This is a genomic window from Micrococcaceae bacterium Sec5.8, assembly GCA_039636775.1.
Classification (GTDB): Bacteria; Actinomycetota; Actinomycetes; order Actinomycetales; family Micrococcaceae; genus Arthrobacter.
Genome location: CP143429.1, coordinates 2504337 through 2523783, shown reverse-complemented (window position 1 = coordinate 2523783; position 19447 = coordinate 2504337). Strand labels below are relative to the sequence as shown.

Here is a 19447-nt window from a genome sequence, read left to right as displayed (position 1 = left end):
AGTTCAACAGGTGGACAGTGAAGTCCATATGGTGAGACAGTGCGTGGGCTCGTTGACACGTGTCTCACTCAGAGGGAAAACTGATTGCATGATCGCATCCGTTACCGTCGGCGCCGCTGCAGGTGTCTCCGTCGTCCTTACCAAGCGCGTGGCTCCATAGCCTGCACCGGTAACGAACCGTCACGCGCGAACCCCTCGAAGAGCCTCCGGCTGAGGGGTTCTTTTATTTCCGCACCGCAAGATCACTGATGATCCACCGAAGATCCACTAAGGAAGAGTCCGATGAGCAAAGGATCGCCGATCAGCCCCTCGCTGATGGCCACTAAGTCCGCTGGAGCCCCCAAGGCTTCGGACCGCGTCGAACGCGCGGCTGACGCCGGCGTCGACATTGCTGCTGTCTCTCCTGTCCTTGGACCGAACAACGTCGTACCCCCGACGGTGATGACCGGTTCACAAGCTATTGTCCGCTCGCTCGAAGAACTCGGCGTGGACGATATTTTTGGTTTGCCCGGTGGCGCGATCCTGCCCACCTACGACCCCTTGATGGCTTCGAGAATGAACCACGTTCTGGTCCGTCACGAACAGGGAGCCGGCCACGCCGCGCAAGGCTACGCCATGGTCACCGGACGGGTGGGCGTCTGCATCGCCACCTCCGGCCCCGGTGCCACCAACCTCGTCACCGCCATCATGGATGCCCACATGGACTCCGTGCCGATCGTGGCCATCACCGGCCAGGTCTCCAGCGGGGTGATCGGCACCGATGCCTTCCAGGAAGCGGACATCGTGGGCATCACCATGCCGATCACCAAGCACTCCTTCCTGGTGACCGACCCCAACGACATCCCGCACGTCATGGCCGAGGCCTTCCACCTGGCCTCGACCGGGCGTCCCGGCCCGGTGCTGGTGGACGTCGCCAAGGACGCCCAGCAGGGCCAGATGACCTTCTCCTGGCCGCCCAAGATCGACCTGCCCGGCTACCACCCGGTGCTGCGCGGCCACAACAAGCAGGTCCGCGAAGCCGCGCGGCTCATTGCCGCGGCCAACAAGCCCGTGCTCTACGTGGGCGGCGGCGTCGTCAAGGCGCACGCCTCGGCGGAACTGCTGGAGCTCGCGGAACTCTGCGGGGCCCCCGTGGTCACCACCCTGATGGCCCGCGGCGTCTTCCCGGACTCCCACCCGCAGCACGTCGGCATGCCGGGCATGCACGGCACGGTCTCCGCCGTGACGGCCCTGCAGCAGTCGGACCTGCTGATCACGCTCGGTGCGCGCTTCGATGACCGGGTCACCGGCATCCTGAAGTCCTTCGCCCCGAACGCCAAGGTCATCCACGCGGACATCGACCCGGCGGAGATCTCCAAGAACCGCACCGCCGATGTGCCGATCGTCGGCTCGGTCAAGGAGATCATCCCGGAACTGAGCGAGGCTCTGCGGACCCTGTTCGCCGCCTCCGGAACCCCGGACATCACCAACTGGTGGACCTTCCTGAACAACCTCAAGGAGACCTACCCGCTGGGCTGGACCGAACCCGACGACGGCCTCAGCGCACCGCAGCGGGTGATCGAACGCATCGGCGCGCTCACCGGCCCCGAGGGCGTCTTCGTCGCCGGCGTCGGGCAGCACCAGATGTGGGCCTCGCAGTTCATCAAGTACGAACGCCCGCACGCTTGGCTGAACTCCGGCGGAGCCGGCACCATGGGCTACGCCGTGCCGGCCGCCATGGGCGCCAAGGTGGGCAACCCGGACCGCGTGGTCTGGGCCATCGACGGCGACGGCTGCTTCCAGATGACCAACCAGGAACTGGCCACCTGCGCGATCAACAAGATCCCGATCAAGGTCGCCATCATCAACAACTCCTCACTGGGCATGGTGCGGCAGTGGCAGACCCTCTTCTACGAGGGCCGCTACTCCAACACCGATCTGAACACCGGCCATGACACCGTCCGGATCCCGGACTTCGTCAAGCTCGCGGACGCCTACGGCTGCGCCTCGTTCCGCTGTGAACGCGACGAGGACATCGACGCCACCATCCAGAAGGCCCTGGAGATCAACGACCGCCCCGTGGTCATCGACTTCGTGGTCAGCCCCAACTCCATGGTGTGGCCGATGGTCCCCTCCGGAGTCAGCAACGATCAAATCCAGGTGGCCCGCAACATGACCCCGGAATGGGAAGAGGAGGACTGAACATGACCCGCCATACACTGTCCGTTCTGGTCGAAGACAAACCCGGCGTGCTGACCCGCGTCTCCAGCCTCTTCGCCCGCCGGGCCTTCAACATCAACTCCCTGGCCGTCGGACCGACGGAAGTTCCGGGCATGTCCCGGATGACCGTCGTCGTCGACGCCGATGAGGAGCTCATCGAACAAATCACCAAACAGCTGAACAAGCTGGTCAACGTGATCAAAATCGTGGAGCTCACCTCCGAATTGTCCGTGCAGCGTGACCACATCCTGGTCAAGGTACGGGCGGATGCCGCAACCCGGCTGCAGGTCACCCAGGCTGCAGACCTGTTCCGCGCCGCCGTGGTCGACGTCTCCATAGAGTCGGTGGTCATTGAAGCGACAGGCCACCCCGAGAAACTCACGGCGCTGCTCTCAGTGCTCGAGCCATTCGGCATCCGCGAAATCGTCCAGTCCGGCACCCTGGCCGTGGGACGGGGATCCCGCTCCATGAGTGACCGGGCCCTGCGCAGCGCCTAAGGCAGCGGAGCAGGACCCAGGGCACCCGAACACCAAAGATGCCACGGCCGCACCCCCAAGTTTTTTCCTGACCAAGCACCATCTACGAATCCATCAATAAGGAGACACCCCAGTGACTGAAATGTTCTACGACGACGACGCCGACCTGTCGATCATCCAGGGCCGCACCGTCGCCGTGATCGGTTACGGCTCCCAGGGCCACGCCCACGCCCTCAGCCTGCGCGACTCCGGTGTTGACGTCCGCGTCGGCCTCAAGGAAGGCTCCACGTCCCGCGCCAAGGCCGAGGCCGAGGGCCTGCGCGTCCTGAACGTCGCCGACGCCGTCGCCGAGGCCGACCTCATCATGGTCCTCACCCCGGACCAGGTCCAGCGCCACGTCTACGCCGAGGACATCGCCCCTAACCTGCAGGCCGGCGACGCCCTGTTCTTCGGCCACGGCTTCAACATCCGCTACGGCTACATCAAGCCCCCGGCCGACGTCGACGTCGCCCTCGTTGCCCCCAAGGGCCCGGGCCACATCGTCCGCCGCGAATTCGAGGCCGGCCGCGGCGTGCCGGACCTGATCGCCGTCGAGCAGAACCCGTCCGGCAAGGCCAAGGAACTGGCCCTGTCCTACGCCAAGGCGATCGGCGGCACCCGCGCCGGCGTCATCGAGACCACCTTCACCGAAGAGACCGAAACCGATCTCTTCGGCGAGCAGGCTGTCCTCTGCGGCGGCGCCTCCCAGCTGATCCAGTACGGCTTCGAGACGCTCACCGAGGCCGGCTACAAGCCCGAGGTGGCCTACTTCGAGGTCCTCCACGAGCTCAAACTGATCGTGGACCTCATGGTGGAAGGCGGCATCGCCAAGCAGCGCTGGAGCGTCTCCGACACCGCCGAGTACGGCGATTACGTCTCCGGCCCGCGGGTGATCACCCCCGAGGTGAAGGAAAACATGAAGGCTGTCCTGAAGGACATCCAGGACGGCACCTTCGCCAAGCGCTTCATCGACGACCAGGACGCCGGAGCCCCCGAGTTCAAGGCGTTGCGCAAGAAGGGTGAGGACCACCCGATCGAGGCCACCGGCCGCGAACTGCGCAAGCTGTTCTCCTGGATCAAGAACGAAGACGACTACACCGAAGGTTCAGTGGCCCGCTAGGCACTGACCGGCAGGGAGGCCGGACACCATTTCTGGGGTCCGGCTTCCCTGCTGTTGCGTGAGGTCCGCACCCACCCGATTCACCAAAATCCCCGCCTGTTATACAAGAGAGCTAAAGAGGTCACCGGTGACAAGCACCAAACCTGTAGTACTCCTCGCTGAGGAACTTTCGCCCGCCACGATCGAGGCCCTCGGCCCGGACTTCGAAATCCGCCACACCGACGGTGCCGACCGTTCCCAGCTGCTCTCTGCGATCGCCGATGTCGACGCGATCCTGGTCCGCTCCGCAACCAAAGTGGACGCCGAGGCCATTGCGGCCGCCAAGAACCTCAAGGTCATCGCCCGCGCCGGCGTCGGCCTCGACAACGTCGACATCAAGGCCGCCACGCAGGCCGGCGTCATGGTGGTCAACGCCCCCACCTCCAACATCGTCTCCGCCGCGGAACTCACGGTGGGCCACATCCTCAGCCTCGCCCGCCACATCCCGCAGGCGTCCGCGGCCCTCAAGGACGGCGAGTGGAAGCGCTCCAAGTACACCGGTATCGAGCTCTTCGAAAAGAAGATCGGTATCATCGGACTGGGCCGGATCGGCGCCCTCGTCGCGGCCCGCCTCAAGGGCTTTGATACGAAGATCCTCGCCTACGACCCCTACATCACTTCCGCCCGCGCCGCCCAGCTCGGCGTGCAGCTGGTGACCCTGGATGAGCTGCTCGCACAATCGGACTTCATCACCATCCACATGCCCAAGACGCCGGAAACGGTGGGCATGCTCGGCGCCGAGGCGTTCAAGAAGATGAAGAGCACCGCGTACGTCGTCAACGTCGCCCGCGGCGGCCTCGTCGACGAGGAAGCCCTCTACACTGCGCTGGAGGCAGGCGACATCGCCGGCGCCGGCGTCGACGTCTTCGTCCAGGAACCCAGCACCGACCTGCCGTTCTTCGGCCTCGACAACGTGGTGGTCACCCCGCACCTGGGCGCGTCCACGGACGAAGCGCAGGAAAAAGCCGGCGTTTCGGTCGCCAAATCCGTCCGCCTTGCCCTGGCCGGGGAACTGGTGCCCGACGCCGTCAACGTCGCCGGCGGCGTGATCGCCCCGGACGTCCGCCCCGGCATCCCGCTGATGGAAAAGCTGGGCCGGATCTTCACCGCCATGACGCACGCCTCGCTGACCCAGTTCGACGTCGAAGTGGCCGGCGAAATCTCCTCCCTCGACGTCAAGGTCCTCGAACTCGCCGCGCTTAAGGGCATCTTCGCCGACATCGTCACCGAGCAGGTCTCCTACGTCAACGCCCCCGTGATCGCCGAGCAGCGCGGCATCAACGTCCGGCTGATCACGACGCCGGACACGGAGTCCTACCGCAACGTCCTGACCCTGCGCGGGGCACTGAGTGACGGCACGCAGATCTCCGTGGCCGGAACCCTGACCGGGCCCAAGCAGATCCAGAAGCTCGTCGGCATCAACGGCTTCGAGGTGGAAATTCCCATCAGCGAACACCTTGTGGTGGTCGCCTACGCGGACCGCCCCGGCGTGATCGGCACCATCGGACACATCCTAGGCATGAACAACATCAACATCGCCGGCATGCAGGTGGCACGCCAGGACGAAGGCGGCCAGGTCCTGGCCCTGCTGACCATCGACAGTTCGGTTCCGCAGCAGGTCCTGGACGCCATCAAGGCCGGAATCGGCGCCGACATGGTCCGTGAAGTGGACCTCGAGGACTGAGGTTTCGGCGGCAGCCACCCGCGGCGGTTTCGACCGCCGCGGGTGGCCGCAATCACATGGCCGGTCTGCGTACAATGGCAACGTCCGATTATCGGATCCCGGCCCGCAGCCCGGCCTTTACTTTTGCACACCCGGCAGGGGACGCCTTCACTTCCGCAGGAAATGAACTTCGGTGTGCGCACGCAACCGAGCTTTCAGGAGCCAAATGAACGCCGTCCAGAGGTTCATCAGAAGCCGAGTGCTTTTGCTGACCGCGTCCATTTTGATCGCTTCCATGTGCCTCTCGGTTCTCGTGCAAAGCCAGTCGCAGGCCGCGCTGAACCGGACCGTCGACCAGAACTCCCGGGGCCTCTACGACATCCTCGTCCAGGCCAGGGCAGGCGGGAACGGCGGGCTCGTGCAGCCGGACATCGCCACCGGCCAGGGCGGCATCAGCTTCGAGCAGCTGGGTTCCCTCCGCGAGCTCTCCGGCACGTCCGTGGCGGCCCCGATCAGCCTCGTCTCCCGCGTCACCCAGAACCTCGAGTCCCCGCGGCTGGAAGCCACCGACTATCTGGGCTACAACGCCGCGCTGGCCGGCACCGCCGGGGACCCCAGCACCACGGACCCGGGCAAATGGCCGGCCGCCGAATCGGTCCTGTCCGAGACGCCCAAGAAATACCGGCTCACCGCCAGCGCCGTCAGCTCCGACGGCCACTCCGACCAGACCCTCTTCAACACCACCGCCGAAGGTTCCCTCGGCAAGGCCAAACTCATCGAGGAAGAGGTCGCAGGGGGTAAGAACGTCCGCATCGCCGGCCCCGCGGGGGAGACCGGCATCAAGTTCCCGGCCCCGGCCGGCGGCTCCGAGCACAACCTTTTCAACCTCTCCGTCGCGCTGCCCTCCGCGCCCCAGGTGACAGAAGCCGTCGTCGCCGTCGACCCCGCGTCCGAACGAGCCCTGCTCGGACCCGCCGGTGACTTCCTCGCCCCCCTGGAGAAGGCGCCCGCCGCGGACGCCCGCAACGCCGGCGCCATCGGCCAGCAGCTGGAAGAGCTCTTCACCACCGGCATCGGCATGGACGAACTCAAGGAGGGCCCGGACTTCCTCGGCGTCAAGCTCAAATACTGGGCCCCGCTGATGAGCCAGTACCAGCAGGCCAAGCGCAACGGCGCGCTGACCGAGGACTCGCAGGCCATCCCGCTGATCGTCCGCTCCGGCACCGCCGTTGACCTCACGTACTCCGTCAAGATTGAGGAAATCGACGCCGCCGGGAACGTCACCAGGGAGGTGGGCACCGCCGCCCGCTCGCTGGACAAGGACTACCTCCCGTTCGTCTCCAAGTCCCCGTTCGCCCTCGACTGGCCCGGATCCACGGACCTCTCGCAGCTCCTCGGGGACGCCGGAAGCTTCAGCCAGGGCCTCTACAACCCCGCCACCTGGAGCACCGACTTCGCGGCCGCCCCGCAATACCGGGACGGGAAAACCGCTGGCAACGGCGCCGTCGCCAAGACCGCCACCCCCGGTGACTGGATCACCGTGAACCGGTTGCCCGAGAAAGCAGCCAACGGCGCCGCCGTGGACCAGACCCAGCGCACGCCCGTCGACGAGCGCGCGTACCGCGAGTCCCTGGAAACCGGTAAGAAACCTGCCACTCCGTTGGCCATGGTGTACGGCACGTTCGACGCCGCCGCCGTCCAGGACGCAGCCGGAGACGTCAACCGCCTGCCGCTGGGGGGTTATGACCCCACACCGTTCACGCTCATCAAGGACGGCTCCGGCAAGGACGCCGGAAACACCGAACTCAAGCCCTCGCTCAGCGCCACGGGCCTGGTAAGCCAGTCCGCCGGTGCCATCACTGACTACTCCGGCCTGGCCGCTGCCCGCGGCTACGCGGAGAACGGCGCCGTGATCGACGCCGTGCGTGTCCGCGCCAACGTCCCCGGCAGCTGGAAGGACGCGCAGCCCGAGGTGGAGAAGCTCGCCAACGAGATCCGGGACCTGGGCCTGCAGGCCACCGTCGTGGCCGGCTCGGCACGCGAGGACACCAGCATCTTCGTCCCCGGCTACTCCAAGGACGACGCCGGCAAGGAGTTCCCGCTCGGCACCGTGCAGCAGTCCTGGGTCCGCCAGAACGCCGCAGACGCCGTCTCCGGCTCCCTCGCCGGCACCAACCTGGCCCTGCTGTTCCTGACCCTGTGCGGCGCGGCCCTGCTGACCGGCGCCTCCACTGTCAGCTACGTCCGGAAACGCCGCACCGAGGCCGGCACCCTGCGTGCCATGGGCTGGACCCAGCGACGGATCCGCTCCTGGGTGCTGGCCGAGTTCGGCGTGGGTGCCGGCGTGATCGCCGCCGCAGGCATCATCCTCAGCCTGCTCAGCTGGAGCCTTGCCACGGCCATCGTCTCGGCCTTGGTGCTGGCGTTGTACGTCGCCGCGGCCCTCTTCGCGGCCCGGGAGCTGCGCCACCGCGACGTGGTGGACCAGGAACCGCAGCACGATGAGCGGCTCCGTTCCGTGGACTCCCCGCTGACCTTCGCCACCCGGCAGCTGAGCACCAACAAGTTCAACACCATCTCCCTGGCCGTCGCCGTCGCCGTCTTCGGAGCCGCCGTGGGCGCGATGGTGGCGCTGCTGATCGACATTCCCCGCACGGCCGGAGCGAGTGCCCTCGGCGGCGTGGCTGCCGCGTCCATCGCCGTGCCGAGCATCATCCTCGGACTCGCCGGCGTGGCCGTGGGCCTGCTGCTGACCATGGTCACCGGCCGCTTCGAGCTGCAGGCCAAACGCCAGTATCTCGGCACGCTGAAGGCCATGGGCTGGAACCCGGACATGCTGGGCCAGGTCCGGTTCTTTGAAAACGCCGTGGTGGGCGCTGTGGCGCTGCCGGTGGGTGTCCTGGGCGCCCTGGGCGTGGGCCTGATCCTGGCCCCCTATGCCGCGCTCTGGGCCGCTGTCGCCGGGCTCGTGGCCGTACTTTGCTGGATTCCGATTGCAACGAAAGTGGTCCGATGAACAACGACCCGAACCTTGACCGTGAGGCGCACGAGCGGATGGCGGCGAGCACCCGCCGCGGTGTCCACCAGACCCGTGCCAACACGATCGTGAAGGCCGCGGACCACGCCACACCGCTGGAGCTCAGCAACATCACCATCCACTACGGCGGCGGCGGCCAGGGCGGCGCCGAACCTGTCAACGTGGTGGATGACTTCAACTTGACCCTGCACGCCGGCGAGATGCACTGCGTGGCCGGCCGCTCCGGCTCCGGCAAGACCAGCATCCTGACGGTCGGCGCGGGCCTGACCCTGCCGACGTCGGGCCGGGTCTTCTGGGAGGGCGACGCGCTCGAGACTATGGGCGAGGATGAAATCGCCGACCGCCGCCGTGCCCTCATCGGCTACGTCGACCAGGGCGGTGCCCTGATCGACGGCATGAGCGCCCTCGAGAACGTGCTGCTGCCCGCCGTGCCCGACGGCCAGGTGGCGGAGCGGCGCGACATGGCCAAAGACCTCCTGGACCTCGTGGGCCTCGGCCGGCGCATGCGCCACCGCCCGGCCCAGCTCTCCGGCGGCGAACGCCAGCGCGTGGCGATCGCCCGGGCCCTGATCCTGGGCACCCGCGTGCTGGTGGTCGACGAGCCCACCGCGAGCCTGGACCGGTCCTCGGCCAACCGCATCATCAGCATCCTCAAGGACACGACCTCGGACGGCATCGCCGTCCTGGTCGCTTCACATGACCACGAACTCGTCCGCCAGAGCGATACCCTCACCGAACTGATTTAGGCTGAAAACTGTGACAACTTCCGAAAAGACCCCGTTCTACATCACCACCGCCATCAGCTACCCCAACGGCGTGCCGCACATCGGCCACGCCTACGAGGTCATCGCCACCGATGCGATGGCCCGCTTCAAGCGCCTGGACGGCTACGACGTCTTCTTCATGACCGGCACGGACGAGCACGGATTGAAGATGCAGCAGACGGCCGAAAAGGAGGGCATCCCGGTCAAGGAACTGGCCGACCGCAACTCCGGTGCCTTCCGCCAAATGAGCGACGACCTCGGCATCTCCCTGAGCCGTTTCATCCGCACCACGGACGAGGACCACTACGAGGCCGCCAAGGCCCTCTGGCAGCGGATGGAAGCCAACGGCGACATCTACCTCTCCAAGTACGCCGGCTGGTACTCCGTCCGCGACGAGCGCTATTTCGTGGAGGACGAGACCGAGGTGCACGCCGACGGCCTCCGCTACGCCACCGAAACCGGCACCGAGGTGACCTGGACCGAGGAAGAGAGCTACTTCTTCAAGCTCTCCGCGTACCAGGACCGGCTGCTGGCGCTCTACGCGGACCACCCGTCGTTCGGCGCCCCGCACAACCGTTTCAACGAGGTGGTCAGCTTCGTCAAGGGCGGCCTGGAAGACCTCTCCATCAGCCGTACCTCCTTCGACTGGGGCGTCCCCGTCCCGGGCAACCCGGACCACGTGATGTACGTCTGGGTGGACGCCCTGACCAACTACCTGACCGGCGTCGGCTTCCCGGACACCGAATCGGAGTCGTTCCGGAAATACTGGCCGGCGGACGTGCATGTGATCGGCAAGGACATCTCCCGCTTCCACGCCGTCTACTGGCCGGCCTTCCTGATGTCCGCCGGGCTGGAACTGCCCAAGCGCGTGATGATCCACGGCTTCCTGCACAACAACGGCGTGAAGATGTCCAAGTCGCTGGGCAACGTGGTGGCTCCCGCGGACTGGGTGGCGCAGTACGGGCTGGACCAGGTGCGCTTCTTCCTGCTGCGTGAAGTGCCGTTCGGCGCCGACGGCTCCTACAGCCATGACGCGATCGTGGGCCGGATGAACTCGGACCTCGCCAACAACTTCGGCAACCTGGCCCAGCGGTCCCTGTCCATGGTGGCCAAGAACTGCGACGGCGCCGTCCCCGTCCCCGGAGGCTTCACCGCCGAGGACGCCGCGCTCCTGGGCCAGGCGAACGGGCTGCTGGACATCGCCCGCGCCGCGTTCGAGAAGCAGGAGTTCAGCCGCGCGCTGGAGGCCATCTGGACCGTCCTGGGTGACACCAACGCGTACTTCGCCGAGCAGGCACCCTGGGTGCTGCGCAAGACCGACGTCGAGCGCATGAACACCGTCCTGTACGTCACCCTTGAGGTGCTGCGGATCGTTGCCATCCTCGCCCAGCCGGTCATGCCGGCTGCCGCGGCGGCCATCCTGCGCACCCTGGGCCAGCCGGAGGGTGACGCGCGGGAGTTCGCCGCCCTGGGCACACCGCTCGACGCCGGAACGGCGCTGCCGGCCCCGGCTCCGGTGTTTCCGAAGTACGAGGAGCCCGCCGAGGCGTAACCGTTGCGCCGGGAGTTCGGATAGTGAGACAACTTGACCAGTATGTGGATGCCTTGGCTACGCTGACATCATGAGTGCATCCACGATTGATCTGGCCGTTATCCCCGGCGACGGCATTGGCCCCGAGGTCACCGCCGAGGCCGTGAAGGTTCTCGAGAAGGCCGCAGCCGCGGAGGGCATCGTGTTGCAGCAGACCCATTACACCCTGGGGGCGCAGCACTGGCTCGAGACGGGGGAGACCCTGCCGGCGGAGATCCTCGCCGATCTCCGCACCCGCGACGCGATCCTCTTTGGTGCCGTCGGGGCGGCTCCGGGTGACACCCGGATCCCCTCCGGCATCATCGAGCGCGAACTGCTGCTCAAGCTGCGCTTCAGCCTGGACCACTTCGTCAACCTGCGGCCCTCCCGGATCTACCCCGGCGTCGCCAGCCCGCTCGCCGACCCCGGCGACGTCGACTTCATCGTGGTCCGTGAGGGCACCGAGGGCCCGTACGTGGGCAACGGCGGGGCCCTGCGCGCCGGCACCCCGCAGGAAGTGGCCACCGAGGTTTCGCTGAACACCGCCTACGGCGTGGAGCGCGTGGTCCGGGACGCCTTCCGCCGGGCCAGCAGACGCCCGCGCAAAAAGCTCACCCTGGTGCACAAGCACAACGTCCTGGTCTTCGCTGGACATTTGTGGAAACGCACCGTGGAAGCCGTGGCCCAGGAGTTCCCCGAGGTCACGCACGACTACCTGCACATTGACGCCGCCACCATCTTCATGGTCACCGATCCCGCCCGGTTCGATGTGATCGTCACGGACAACCTCTTCGGCGACATCATCACCGACCTCGCCGCGGCCATCACCGGGGGCATCGGCCTCGCCGCGTCCGGCAACATCAACATGGAACGCACCGCCCCGTCCATGTTCGAACCTGTCCACGGCTCGGCGCCGGACATCGCCGGCCAGCAGAAGGCGGACCCGACGGCGGCCATCCTCTCCGCCGCCCTCCTGCTGGACCACCTTGGGTACGGCACCGCCGCCCGCAACATCGAAGCCGCCGTTGTTGCCGACGTTGCCGGCCGCGGCGCCACGGCCCGGAGCACCAGCGCCATCGGTGACGCCATCGCCGCCGCCCTGTAGGGCCCTCCGGGCACGGGCCGGGCGGGCCGTCATCGGGCGTAAACTTGATCCGAATCACCAAAATGCTGCCGTGGTCCGGGGATGAACCACGTCCCACGCCCGGCAGCCGACCGTGGAGGAACCATGACTCAGACTGCCCATGGCGTCGAATTCACCCAGCAGCTCTCGGCAACCCCGAAGTCCGCTGACGAACGTGCTGCCATCCTGGCGAACCCGGGTTTCGGCAACTATTTCACCGACCACACCGCCATCGTCGACTACAGCGCCGACGCCGAGGGCACGGGCGGCTGGCACGATGCCCGGGTTGAGGCGTACGGTCCCATCTCGTTGGACCCCTCCGCCGCGGTGCTCCACTACGGCCAGGAAATCTTCGAGGGCCTCAAGGCCTACCGCCACTCCGACGGTTCCATCTGGACGTTCCGCCCGGAAGCCAACGCCGCGCGCCTGAACAAGTCCGCCCGCCGTCTGGCGCTTCCGGAGCTCCCCGAGGAGTACTTCCTCGGCGCCATCCGCGAGCTTGTCACCGCGGACAAGGAATGGGTTCCCGCCGGCGACGGTGAAGCCCTGTACCTGCGCCCGTTTATGATCGCCACCGAGGCCTTCCTCGGCGTCCGCGCCGCCCGCGAAGTCTCCTTCCGCGTCATCGCCTCCCCGGCCGGGAACTACTTCGGCGGCGAACTCAAGCCCGTCTCCATCTGGATTTCCCGCGAATACGCCCGCGCCGGCCGCGGCGGCACCGGCGCCGCCAAGTGCGGCGGCAACTACGCGGCGTCGCTGATCGCCCAGCAGGAAGCTGAATCCCACGGCTGCAAGCAGGTGCTGTTCCTGGACCAGTTCAACGACAACGCCGTGGAAGAACTCGGCGGCATGAACGTGTTCTTCGTGATGAAGGACGGCTCACTGGTCACCCCCGCGCTGAGCGGCACCATCCTGGAGGGCATCACCCGCATGTCGGTCATCCAGGTGGCCCGGGACATGGGCCGCGAGGTCTCCGAGCGCAAGATCACGCTGGATGAATGGCGCGACGGCGTGGCGTCCGGCGAGATCGCCGAAGTTTTCGCCTGCGGCACCGCCGCCGTCATCACCCCCATCGGCGTGCTCAAGGACGACACCGAGTTCATCGGCTCCGAGGACGCCACAGCGGGGGAGACCACCATGGCTATCCGCGAGCAGCTCCTGGGCATCCAGACCGGCGCCATCGAGGACACCCACGGCTGGCTGACCCGCCTCGCCTAAGCAGTTCCCGGCAGCACGCAGCGTTCGACGGCGGCCCCCACCTTCCGGTGCGGGGCCGCCGTCGTGCATTCTCGGGCGATGCCGCGCCACGGCCGTGGGCGGCGGAGCGGGCGATCGTTTCCCGTCCACGTCGGTGGCAGGATGGTCAGGTGATCCCCGATGACTCCCGCGCCGTGCTGCGCAGCACCGAGCTGACCCGCTTCCGGCTCGCCCCCAACCCGGGACCGATGAGCCTGAACGGGACCAACTCGTACGTGATTTCCGCGCCCGGAGCGGCGGGCACGGTCGTGGTGGATCCCGGCCCGCTGGATGAACCGCACCTGCAGGACCTGGCCGGCGCCGGCGCCGTCGAACTCATTCTGATCACCCACCGGCACGCGGACCACACCGCGGCAGCGGCCCGGTTCGCCGAACTGACCGGGGCGCCCGTGCGCGCCATGGATCCCGCCCACTGTGTCGGCGGCAGCCCCCTGGTGGACGGGGAAGTCATCCAGGCCGCCGGCACTGACATCCGTGTGGTGGCGACGCCGGGGCACACCTCGGACTCGGTCTGCTTCCACCTGCCGCACGACGGCGCCCGCGGCTCGGTCCTCACCGGCGACACGATCCTGGGCCTCGGCACCACGGTCCTGGATTTCCCCGACGGCACGCTGGGGGACTACCTGGCCTCGCTGGAGAAGTTAAAACGTCTGGGCCCCGCCACCGTCCTGCCCGCCCACGGCCCCCTGCTGCCGGCGCTGGACACGATCGTCCGGTCCTACCAGGACCACCGGCAGGACCGCCTCGCCCAAATCCGGTCCGCCCTCGACCACCTGGGCCCCGACGCCGGGGTGGCTGCGGTAGCCGACGCCGTGTACGCCGCCGTCGATCCCGCCGTGCGGCCTGCGGCTGAACTGTCCGTGGCCGCGCAGCTGCACTACCTGCGCTCAGGCGGCGGCGCCGGCTAGGTCCGGCCGGGCGCGCCGGAGACGGTACGCTAGGAGCCATGCGTATCGCCCGGTTTGTAGTCGATTCTGATCCCCTCTACGGCATTGTTGAAGGTGAGTCCGGCAGTGAGGAAGTCACTGTCATCCACGGCGACCCCTTCTTCCACGGGGTGGAGCGAACCACCGTCCGGCACAAGCTGGAGGACGTCCGGTTGCTCGCCCCGATCATTCCGCGCAGCAAGGTCATCGGCGTGGGCCGCAACTTCGTCGAACACGCCCGCGAACTCGGCAACGAAGTCCCGGCGCAGCCGCTGCTCTTCCTCAAGCCCAACACCTCCGTGATCGGGCCCAACGATCCAATCGTCCTGCCGGAGTTTTCCGAGGAAGTGTCCTTCGAAGCCGAGCTCTGCGTCGTGATCGGCCGGATCTGCAAGGACGTCCCCGAGGAGCGCGTCGACGACGTCATCTTCGGTTACACGTGCGGCAACGACCTCACCGCCCGCGACGTCCAGAAGACGGACCTGCAGTGGGCCCGGGCCAAGGGTTTTGATACCTCCGCCCCGCTGGGACCGTGGATCGAGACCGAACTGAACACCGAAGACCTGCAGATCCAGGGCCGCCTCAACGGCGAGCTGCGCCAGGACGGCAGCACCAGCCAGATGATCCGCGGCGTCCGCGAACTCGTCTCCATCGTGTCGCAGGCCTTCACCCTGCTGCCCGGCGACGTCATCATGACCGGCACCCCCGCCGGCGTCGGACTCGTGGAAGCCGGTGACCGTTTCGAGGTTGAAATCGAGGGCATCGGCCGCCTCTCCAACCCGGTGGTCCGCCGCTAAATGCAACGCCGGGACCGATCATGAGCAACGGCTGGTGGCGCGGACCCCGGCCGGGGTCCCGGCGCAGCCGGTCGTTCCTGCTCTTCGCCCTGGGTTCCATCGGCACCTTCGCCATGGCCGCCCGCGCCGTCCACTGGTTGGACGGGCCGCCCTGGCTGGCGCTGGCCTTCCTCGGGGTGGGCCTGGCGCTGGCAGGGTACTACCTCCTGAAGTTGCTGTCCCGTCCGCAGCCGGCGCGCGCCCGCAAGCGGTAAAGCGCCCGGCCGCAAGCGGTAAAGTTGGAGTCACTATGACTACTCCTACTGCGCCCGACGCCGTCTCCAGCTCCGCCCCCCGTGTGATTCGCGAAGTCACCGCCGACACCCCCGTGCGGGTCCGGTTCTGCCCGTCGCCCACCGGCACCCCGCACGTCGGCCTGATCCGCACCGCCCTCTTCAACTGGGCCCACGCCCGGCACACCAAGGGCACCTTCGTGTTCCGCATCGAGGACACGGACGCGGCGCGCGACTCGGAGGAGAGCTACCTGCAGCTGCTGGAGGCGCTCAAGTGGCTCGGCATCTCCTGGGAAGAGGGCGTGGAGGTCGGCGGACCGCATGAGCCGTACCGCCAGTCCCAGCGGCTGGACCTGTACAAGGACGTAGTCGCCAAGCTGGTCGAGGCCGGCTACGCCTACGAGTGCTACTCCTCCCCGGACGAGGTCGAGGCCCGCCACCGCGCTGCCGGCCGGGACCCCAAGCTGGGCTATGACAACTTCGACCGCGACCTCAGCGCCGAACAGCTCGCCGCGTTCCAGGCCGAAGGCCGCCAGCCGGTGCTCCGGGTCCGGATGCCGGATACGGACGTCACCTTCACCGACATGGTCCGCGGGGACATCACCTTCAAGGCCGGCAGCATCCCGGACTACGTGATTGTCCGCGCCGACGGCTCCCCGCTCTACACCCTGGTCAACCCCGTCGACGACGCGCTCATGGGCATCACCCACGTGCTCCGCGGCGAGGACCTGCTCTCCTCCACGCCCCGCCAGGTGGTCCTGATCCGCGCGCTGATGGACATCGGCGTCGCCAGCTACCTGCCGGTCTTCGGCCACCTGCCGTACGTCATGGGCGAGGGCAACAAGAAGCTCTCCAAGCGCGACCCGCAGTCCAACCTGTTCCTGCTCCGGGACCGCGGCTTCATCCCCGAGGGCCTGCTCAACTACCTGTCCCTGCTCGGCTGGAGCCTCTCGGCCGACGAGGATATCTTCACCGTGGAGCAGCTAATCGAGCACTTTGACGTCAACGACGTCCTGGCCAATCCGGCCCGCTTCGACATCAAGAAGGCCGAGGCCATCAACGGCACGCATATCCGGATGCTCGGTGCCGAGGACTTCCGCGGCCGGCTCGTGCCGTACCTGCGCGCCGCCGGGCTGGTCGGCGACACCCTCACGGTGCGCCAGGAGGAGATCCTCGCCGAGGCGGCCCCGCTGATCCAGGAACGGATCTCGCTGCTGGGCGAAGCCCCCGAGATGCTCGCGTTCCTGTTCAAGAACGACACCGCGATCGACGTCGCGGATGACGCCCGCAAGGGCCTTCCGGAGAACCTCACCGAGGTGCTCGACGCCGCCCTGGCCGCCCTCGAGCCGCTGGCCGAATGGACCGCGGACACCATTCAGGCTGCCCTGAGGGAAGCCCTCGTGGAAGGCCTCGGCGTCAAGCCGCGGCTGGCGTTCGGCCCGGTCCGCACTGCCATTTCCGGGCGCCGGATCTCACCGCCGCTCTTCGAATCCATGGTGATCCTGGGCAAGGACTCATCCCTGGCACGGCTGCGCGCGTTCCGCGGCTGATGATGAGCTCACCCCAGGCCCACACCCGGACCAGTGCCCTGGCTGCTGGCCTGGGCGGCGTCCGCGGCGTCCTGTTCGACATTGACGACACCCTGGTGGACTTGGAGTTCGCCATGACCGCAGCCCTCCGCGACGTCAGCGAACATCTCCTGCCCGGCCTTGACCAGGCCGGGTGGGAGAAGTTTGGCCGGATCTTCACCCGCGAGACCACCCACTTCTACGACCGTTATCTCGCCGGTGAGCTGAGTTTCGATGAACAGCGGCTGCTCCGCGGCCGGGCGGCGCTGGGCCACTTCGGCGTGCAGCTGGACGAAGGGGATCAGGCCCACCACTGGGTCAGCTCCTACGCCAGCCGGCAGCACGGCTACATCCGCGCGTTTGATGACGTCACCCCGATCCTTGATGCGCTCGATGCCGCCGGCATCCCCTACGGTGCGGTGAGCAACAACGTCCACGACTACCAGCGCGTCAAACTGAACGCCGCCGGCCTGGAACGTATCAGCGTGCTCGTGGGGACCGACACCGTGGGCGCGGCGAAACCGGACCCGGCCATCTACCTCGAAGGCGTCCGCCGGCTGGGGACCGGAGCCGGCGAGACGCTTTACGTGGGGGACAACCGCCTACTCGACGCGGACGGCTCGACGGCGGCCGGCCTGCTGGGCGTCTGGCTGAACCGCGGCGGGGTACCGGCGCCGGGCTTCGAGGGCCGCGAGATCGCATCCCTAATGGAGCTGCTGGCCTAGCCGCCACGACCCTGGCACCAGCCCCTCCGGCAGCGCCCGCGCAAGGAAAACTCAAGGTCCTGCCGCAACGATTACCACCACAGCTGGTTCTGGGGGGATGTTTCGGCTTCCGCGATGAAGTCCCATTGAGGCGCCACCCGGTCGACTACGGGGGTGGTGTTCGTGAAGGCGTCTACAGGCGGGCGGCTGCGACGGCTGGTGCTGGGTCTCGCGGTGTGTGCCCTCATGATGGCCGGCGTGACGCCAGGGCACGCCCAATCGCAGGTTACTGTCCTGCACGTTTTCTTGGCCGCAGGGCAGTCAAATATGTCCGGACGCGGCCTTCCGGGTTTTTCCACCGAGGACCTGGCGGACACGCGGATATTCCAGTTCGGCGCCAAGGTCCGGACGCTGCGTCTAGCGACGGTTCCCCTGGATATGTTCGACACCGCCACCGGCATCTCCCCGGCAACAACATTCGCCCGTGAATACTTGGCGGCGCAGCCCTCTAACGTGGGTGTGCTCCTTATCCCGGCAGCCTACGGCGGAACTGGGTTCACGAGTACGCCAAACACTCCCACGTGGTCTGTGGGTGCGGCCTCGTCGCCAGAGTATGACCTGCCCGCGAAAGCCGTGTCTCAGGCGGTCGCGGGCATGGCGGCAGCGCGAGCAGCCGGTTACGTCGTCGTGCTCCAGGGTGTGCTTTGGCATCAAGGAGAAAACAACTCGTCGACTTCGACGGCGGCATACAGCGTCATGCTGGATAAGCTCATCTCTACGCTGAGAACCGGGTTGGCGGCACCCAGCCTGCCCTTCGTCGTTGGGCGCATGGCGCCGGAGGGAATCGCGGCAACTCCCGGCCGCATGAACGTGGACAGGGCACACTTCGAAACGCCGTCCCGGGTGGCCGGAACCGGCTTTGCCCCGTCCACGACGGGCGGCATCAACGTAGGCGATACGACCCATCTCTCCCGGAAGGGCGTGGAATACCTTGGAAGGACCTATCTCGACGCATTCAAGCAGGCCACCAGCCCTCCGCCCACTTCGCTCTCGGGGTCGGCTCCGACCATAATCGACGGGTCAAAGGTGGGCGTCAGACTCACAGCCTTTCCTGGAATCTGGGGCCCGGCGCCGGTCTCCCTGACGTATCAGTGGTTCCGCTCGAATGTGGCCGTCAGCGGTGCCACCGGTGCTACTTACACACCCGGGAGCACGGAGTTGGATCGGACCATCACGGTGAAGGTTACCGGCATCAAAGCCGGTTATGCCGCAGTTTCCAGAATTTCCCCGGGCGTGAAGATCAGCACGCCCGGCACCCTTACGTCGGCCACGCCCGCAATATTTGGTGCCGCCAAAGTGGGGGCCCCGCTTACTGCGGTGCCTGGTTCGTGGGGTCCGGGGCTGGTCACCCTGTCCTACCAGTGGTATCGCTCGCACATAGAGGTCAGCGGTGCCACCGGCCCCACCTACACCCCGGGTGGGGCCGAGCTGGGTCGGACCATCACCGTAAAGGTCAGCGGAACCAAATCCGGCTACTCCACGATCTCCAGAACTTCCTCCGGCGTGAAGATAATTACGCCTGGGACGCTGACACCTGCGATTCCCGTGATTAGCGGTGCCGCGAGAGTCGGGGCGAAGCTGACCGTAGCGGCCGGCTCTTGGGGTCCGGCGCCGGTCAGCCTGTCCTATCAGTGGTACCGCTCACAAGTGAAAATCAGCGGGGCAACCGGTGTCACCTACACTCCTAGTGGCAGTGACTCGGGCAGGACGATCACCGCGAAAGTTACAGGCGCCAAGGCGGGTTACTCCACCGTCACCAGGACCTCCGCCGGCCTGAAGATCAGTTTGTCCGGAACGCTCGCGAGCGCCGGAGCGGGGTACTAAGCGGCGCGC

The 19447-nt window shown here is 67.1% G+C and carries 15 protein-coding genes; all 15 read left to right on the top strand.

Features of this window, described 5'->3' with window-relative positions; genetic code table 11:
* The first annotated feature begins 282 nt into the window (after positions 1 to 282).
* The 15 genes from VUN84_11585 (at position 283) to VUN84_11515 (ending at position 19438) form a co-directional block, all read left to right on the top strand.
* On the top strand, positions 283 to 2181 hold the full coding sequence (locus VUN84_11585) for an acetolactate synthase large subunit (protein ID XAS62958.1): 1899 nt from the start codon (positions 283 to 285) through the stop codon (positions 2179 to 2181).
* A gap of 2 nt (positions 2182 to 2183) precedes the next feature.
* A complete protein-coding gene (ilvN, locus tag VUN84_11580) occupies positions 2184 to 2696 on the top strand; it encodes an acetolactate synthase small subunit (GenBank protein ID XAS62957.1) in 513 nt (170 codons plus the stop codon).
* Between the two features lie 112 nt (positions 2697 to 2808).
* Entirely contained in the window at positions 2809 to 3834 is a 1026-nt protein-coding gene (gene ilvC, locus VUN84_11575; protein ID XAS62956.1) for a ketol-acid reductoisomerase, read from the top strand.
* A 127-nt stretch (positions 3835 to 3961) separates the two neighbouring features.
* On the top strand, positions 3962 to 5557 hold the full coding sequence (serA, locus tag VUN84_11570) for a phosphoglycerate dehydrogenase (GenBank protein ID XAS62955.1): 1596 nt from the start codon (positions 3962 to 3964) through the stop codon (positions 5555 to 5557).
* Between the two features lie 205 nt (positions 5558 to 5762).
* Positions 5763 to 8552, top strand: coding sequence for an FtsX-like permease family protein (locus VUN84_11565; GenBank protein XAS62954.1), 2790 nt, complete (start codon positions 5763 to 5765; stop codon positions 8550 to 8552).
* A 38-nt stretch (positions 8553 to 8590) separates the two neighbouring features.
* The gene (locus VUN84_11560; protein ID XAS65838.1) at positions 8591 to 9319 is read left to right on the top strand and encodes an ATP-binding cassette domain-containing protein; all 729 of its coding nucleotides are present in this window, start codon (positions 8591 to 8593) and stop codon (positions 9317 to 9319) included.
* Between the two features lie 10 nt (positions 9320 to 9329).
* Positions 9330 to 10889, top strand: a complete 1560-nt coding sequence (gene metG, locus VUN84_11555; protein ID XAS62953.1) for a methionine--tRNA ligase — start codon at positions 9330 to 9332, stop codon at positions 10887 to 10889.
* 70 nt (positions 10890 to 10959) lie between these two features.
* Positions 10960 to 12012 carry a 3-isopropylmalate dehydrogenase gene (locus tag VUN84_11550; GenBank protein XAS62952.1) on the top strand — a complete coding sequence of 351 codons (1053 nt, stop codon included), beginning with the start codon at positions 10960 to 10962 and terminating at the stop codon, positions 12010 to 12012.
* A gap of 123 nt (positions 12013 to 12135) precedes the next feature.
* Complete coding sequence (locus VUN84_11545; GenBank protein ID XAS62951.1) at positions 12136 to 13248, top strand: branched-chain amino acid aminotransferase; 1113 nt, start codon at positions 12136 to 12138, stop codon at positions 13246 to 13248.
* 149 nt (positions 13249 to 13397) lie between these two features.
* On the top strand, positions 13398 to 14195 hold the full coding sequence (locus VUN84_11540) for an MBL fold metallo-hydrolase (protein XAS62950.1): 798 nt from the start codon (positions 13398 to 13400) through the stop codon (positions 14193 to 14195).
* Between the two features lie 38 nt (positions 14196 to 14233).
* Positions 14234 to 15010: a fumarylacetoacetate hydrolase family protein gene (locus tag VUN84_11535; protein XAS62949.1), complete on the top strand. Its 777-nt coding sequence runs from the start codon at positions 14234 to 14236 to the stop codon at positions 15008 to 15010.
* 20 nt (positions 15011 to 15030) lie between these two features.
* On the top strand, positions 15031 to 15264 hold the full coding sequence (locus VUN84_11530; protein ID XAS62948.1) for a hypothetical protein: 234 nt from the start codon (positions 15031 to 15033) through the stop codon (positions 15262 to 15264).
* 35 nt (positions 15265 to 15299) lie between these two features.
* A complete protein-coding gene (gltX, locus tag VUN84_11525) occupies positions 15300 to 16832 on the top strand; it encodes a glutamate--tRNA ligase (GenBank protein ID XAS62947.1) in 1533 nt (510 codons plus the stop codon).
* A 2-nt stretch (positions 16833 to 16834) separates the two neighbouring features.
* Positions 16835 to 17575 carry an HAD family hydrolase gene (locus VUN84_11520; protein ID XAS65837.1) on the top strand — a complete coding sequence of 247 codons (741 nt, stop codon included), beginning with the start codon at positions 16835 to 16837 and terminating at the stop codon, positions 17573 to 17575.
* A gap of 162 nt (positions 17576 to 17737) precedes the next feature.
* Positions 17738 to 19438 carry a sialate O-acetylesterase gene (locus VUN84_11515; protein XAS62946.1) on the top strand — a complete coding sequence of 567 codons (1701 nt, stop codon included), beginning with the start codon at positions 17738 to 17740 and terminating at the stop codon, positions 19436 to 19438.
* Positions 19439 to 19447 lie beyond the last annotated feature (9 nt).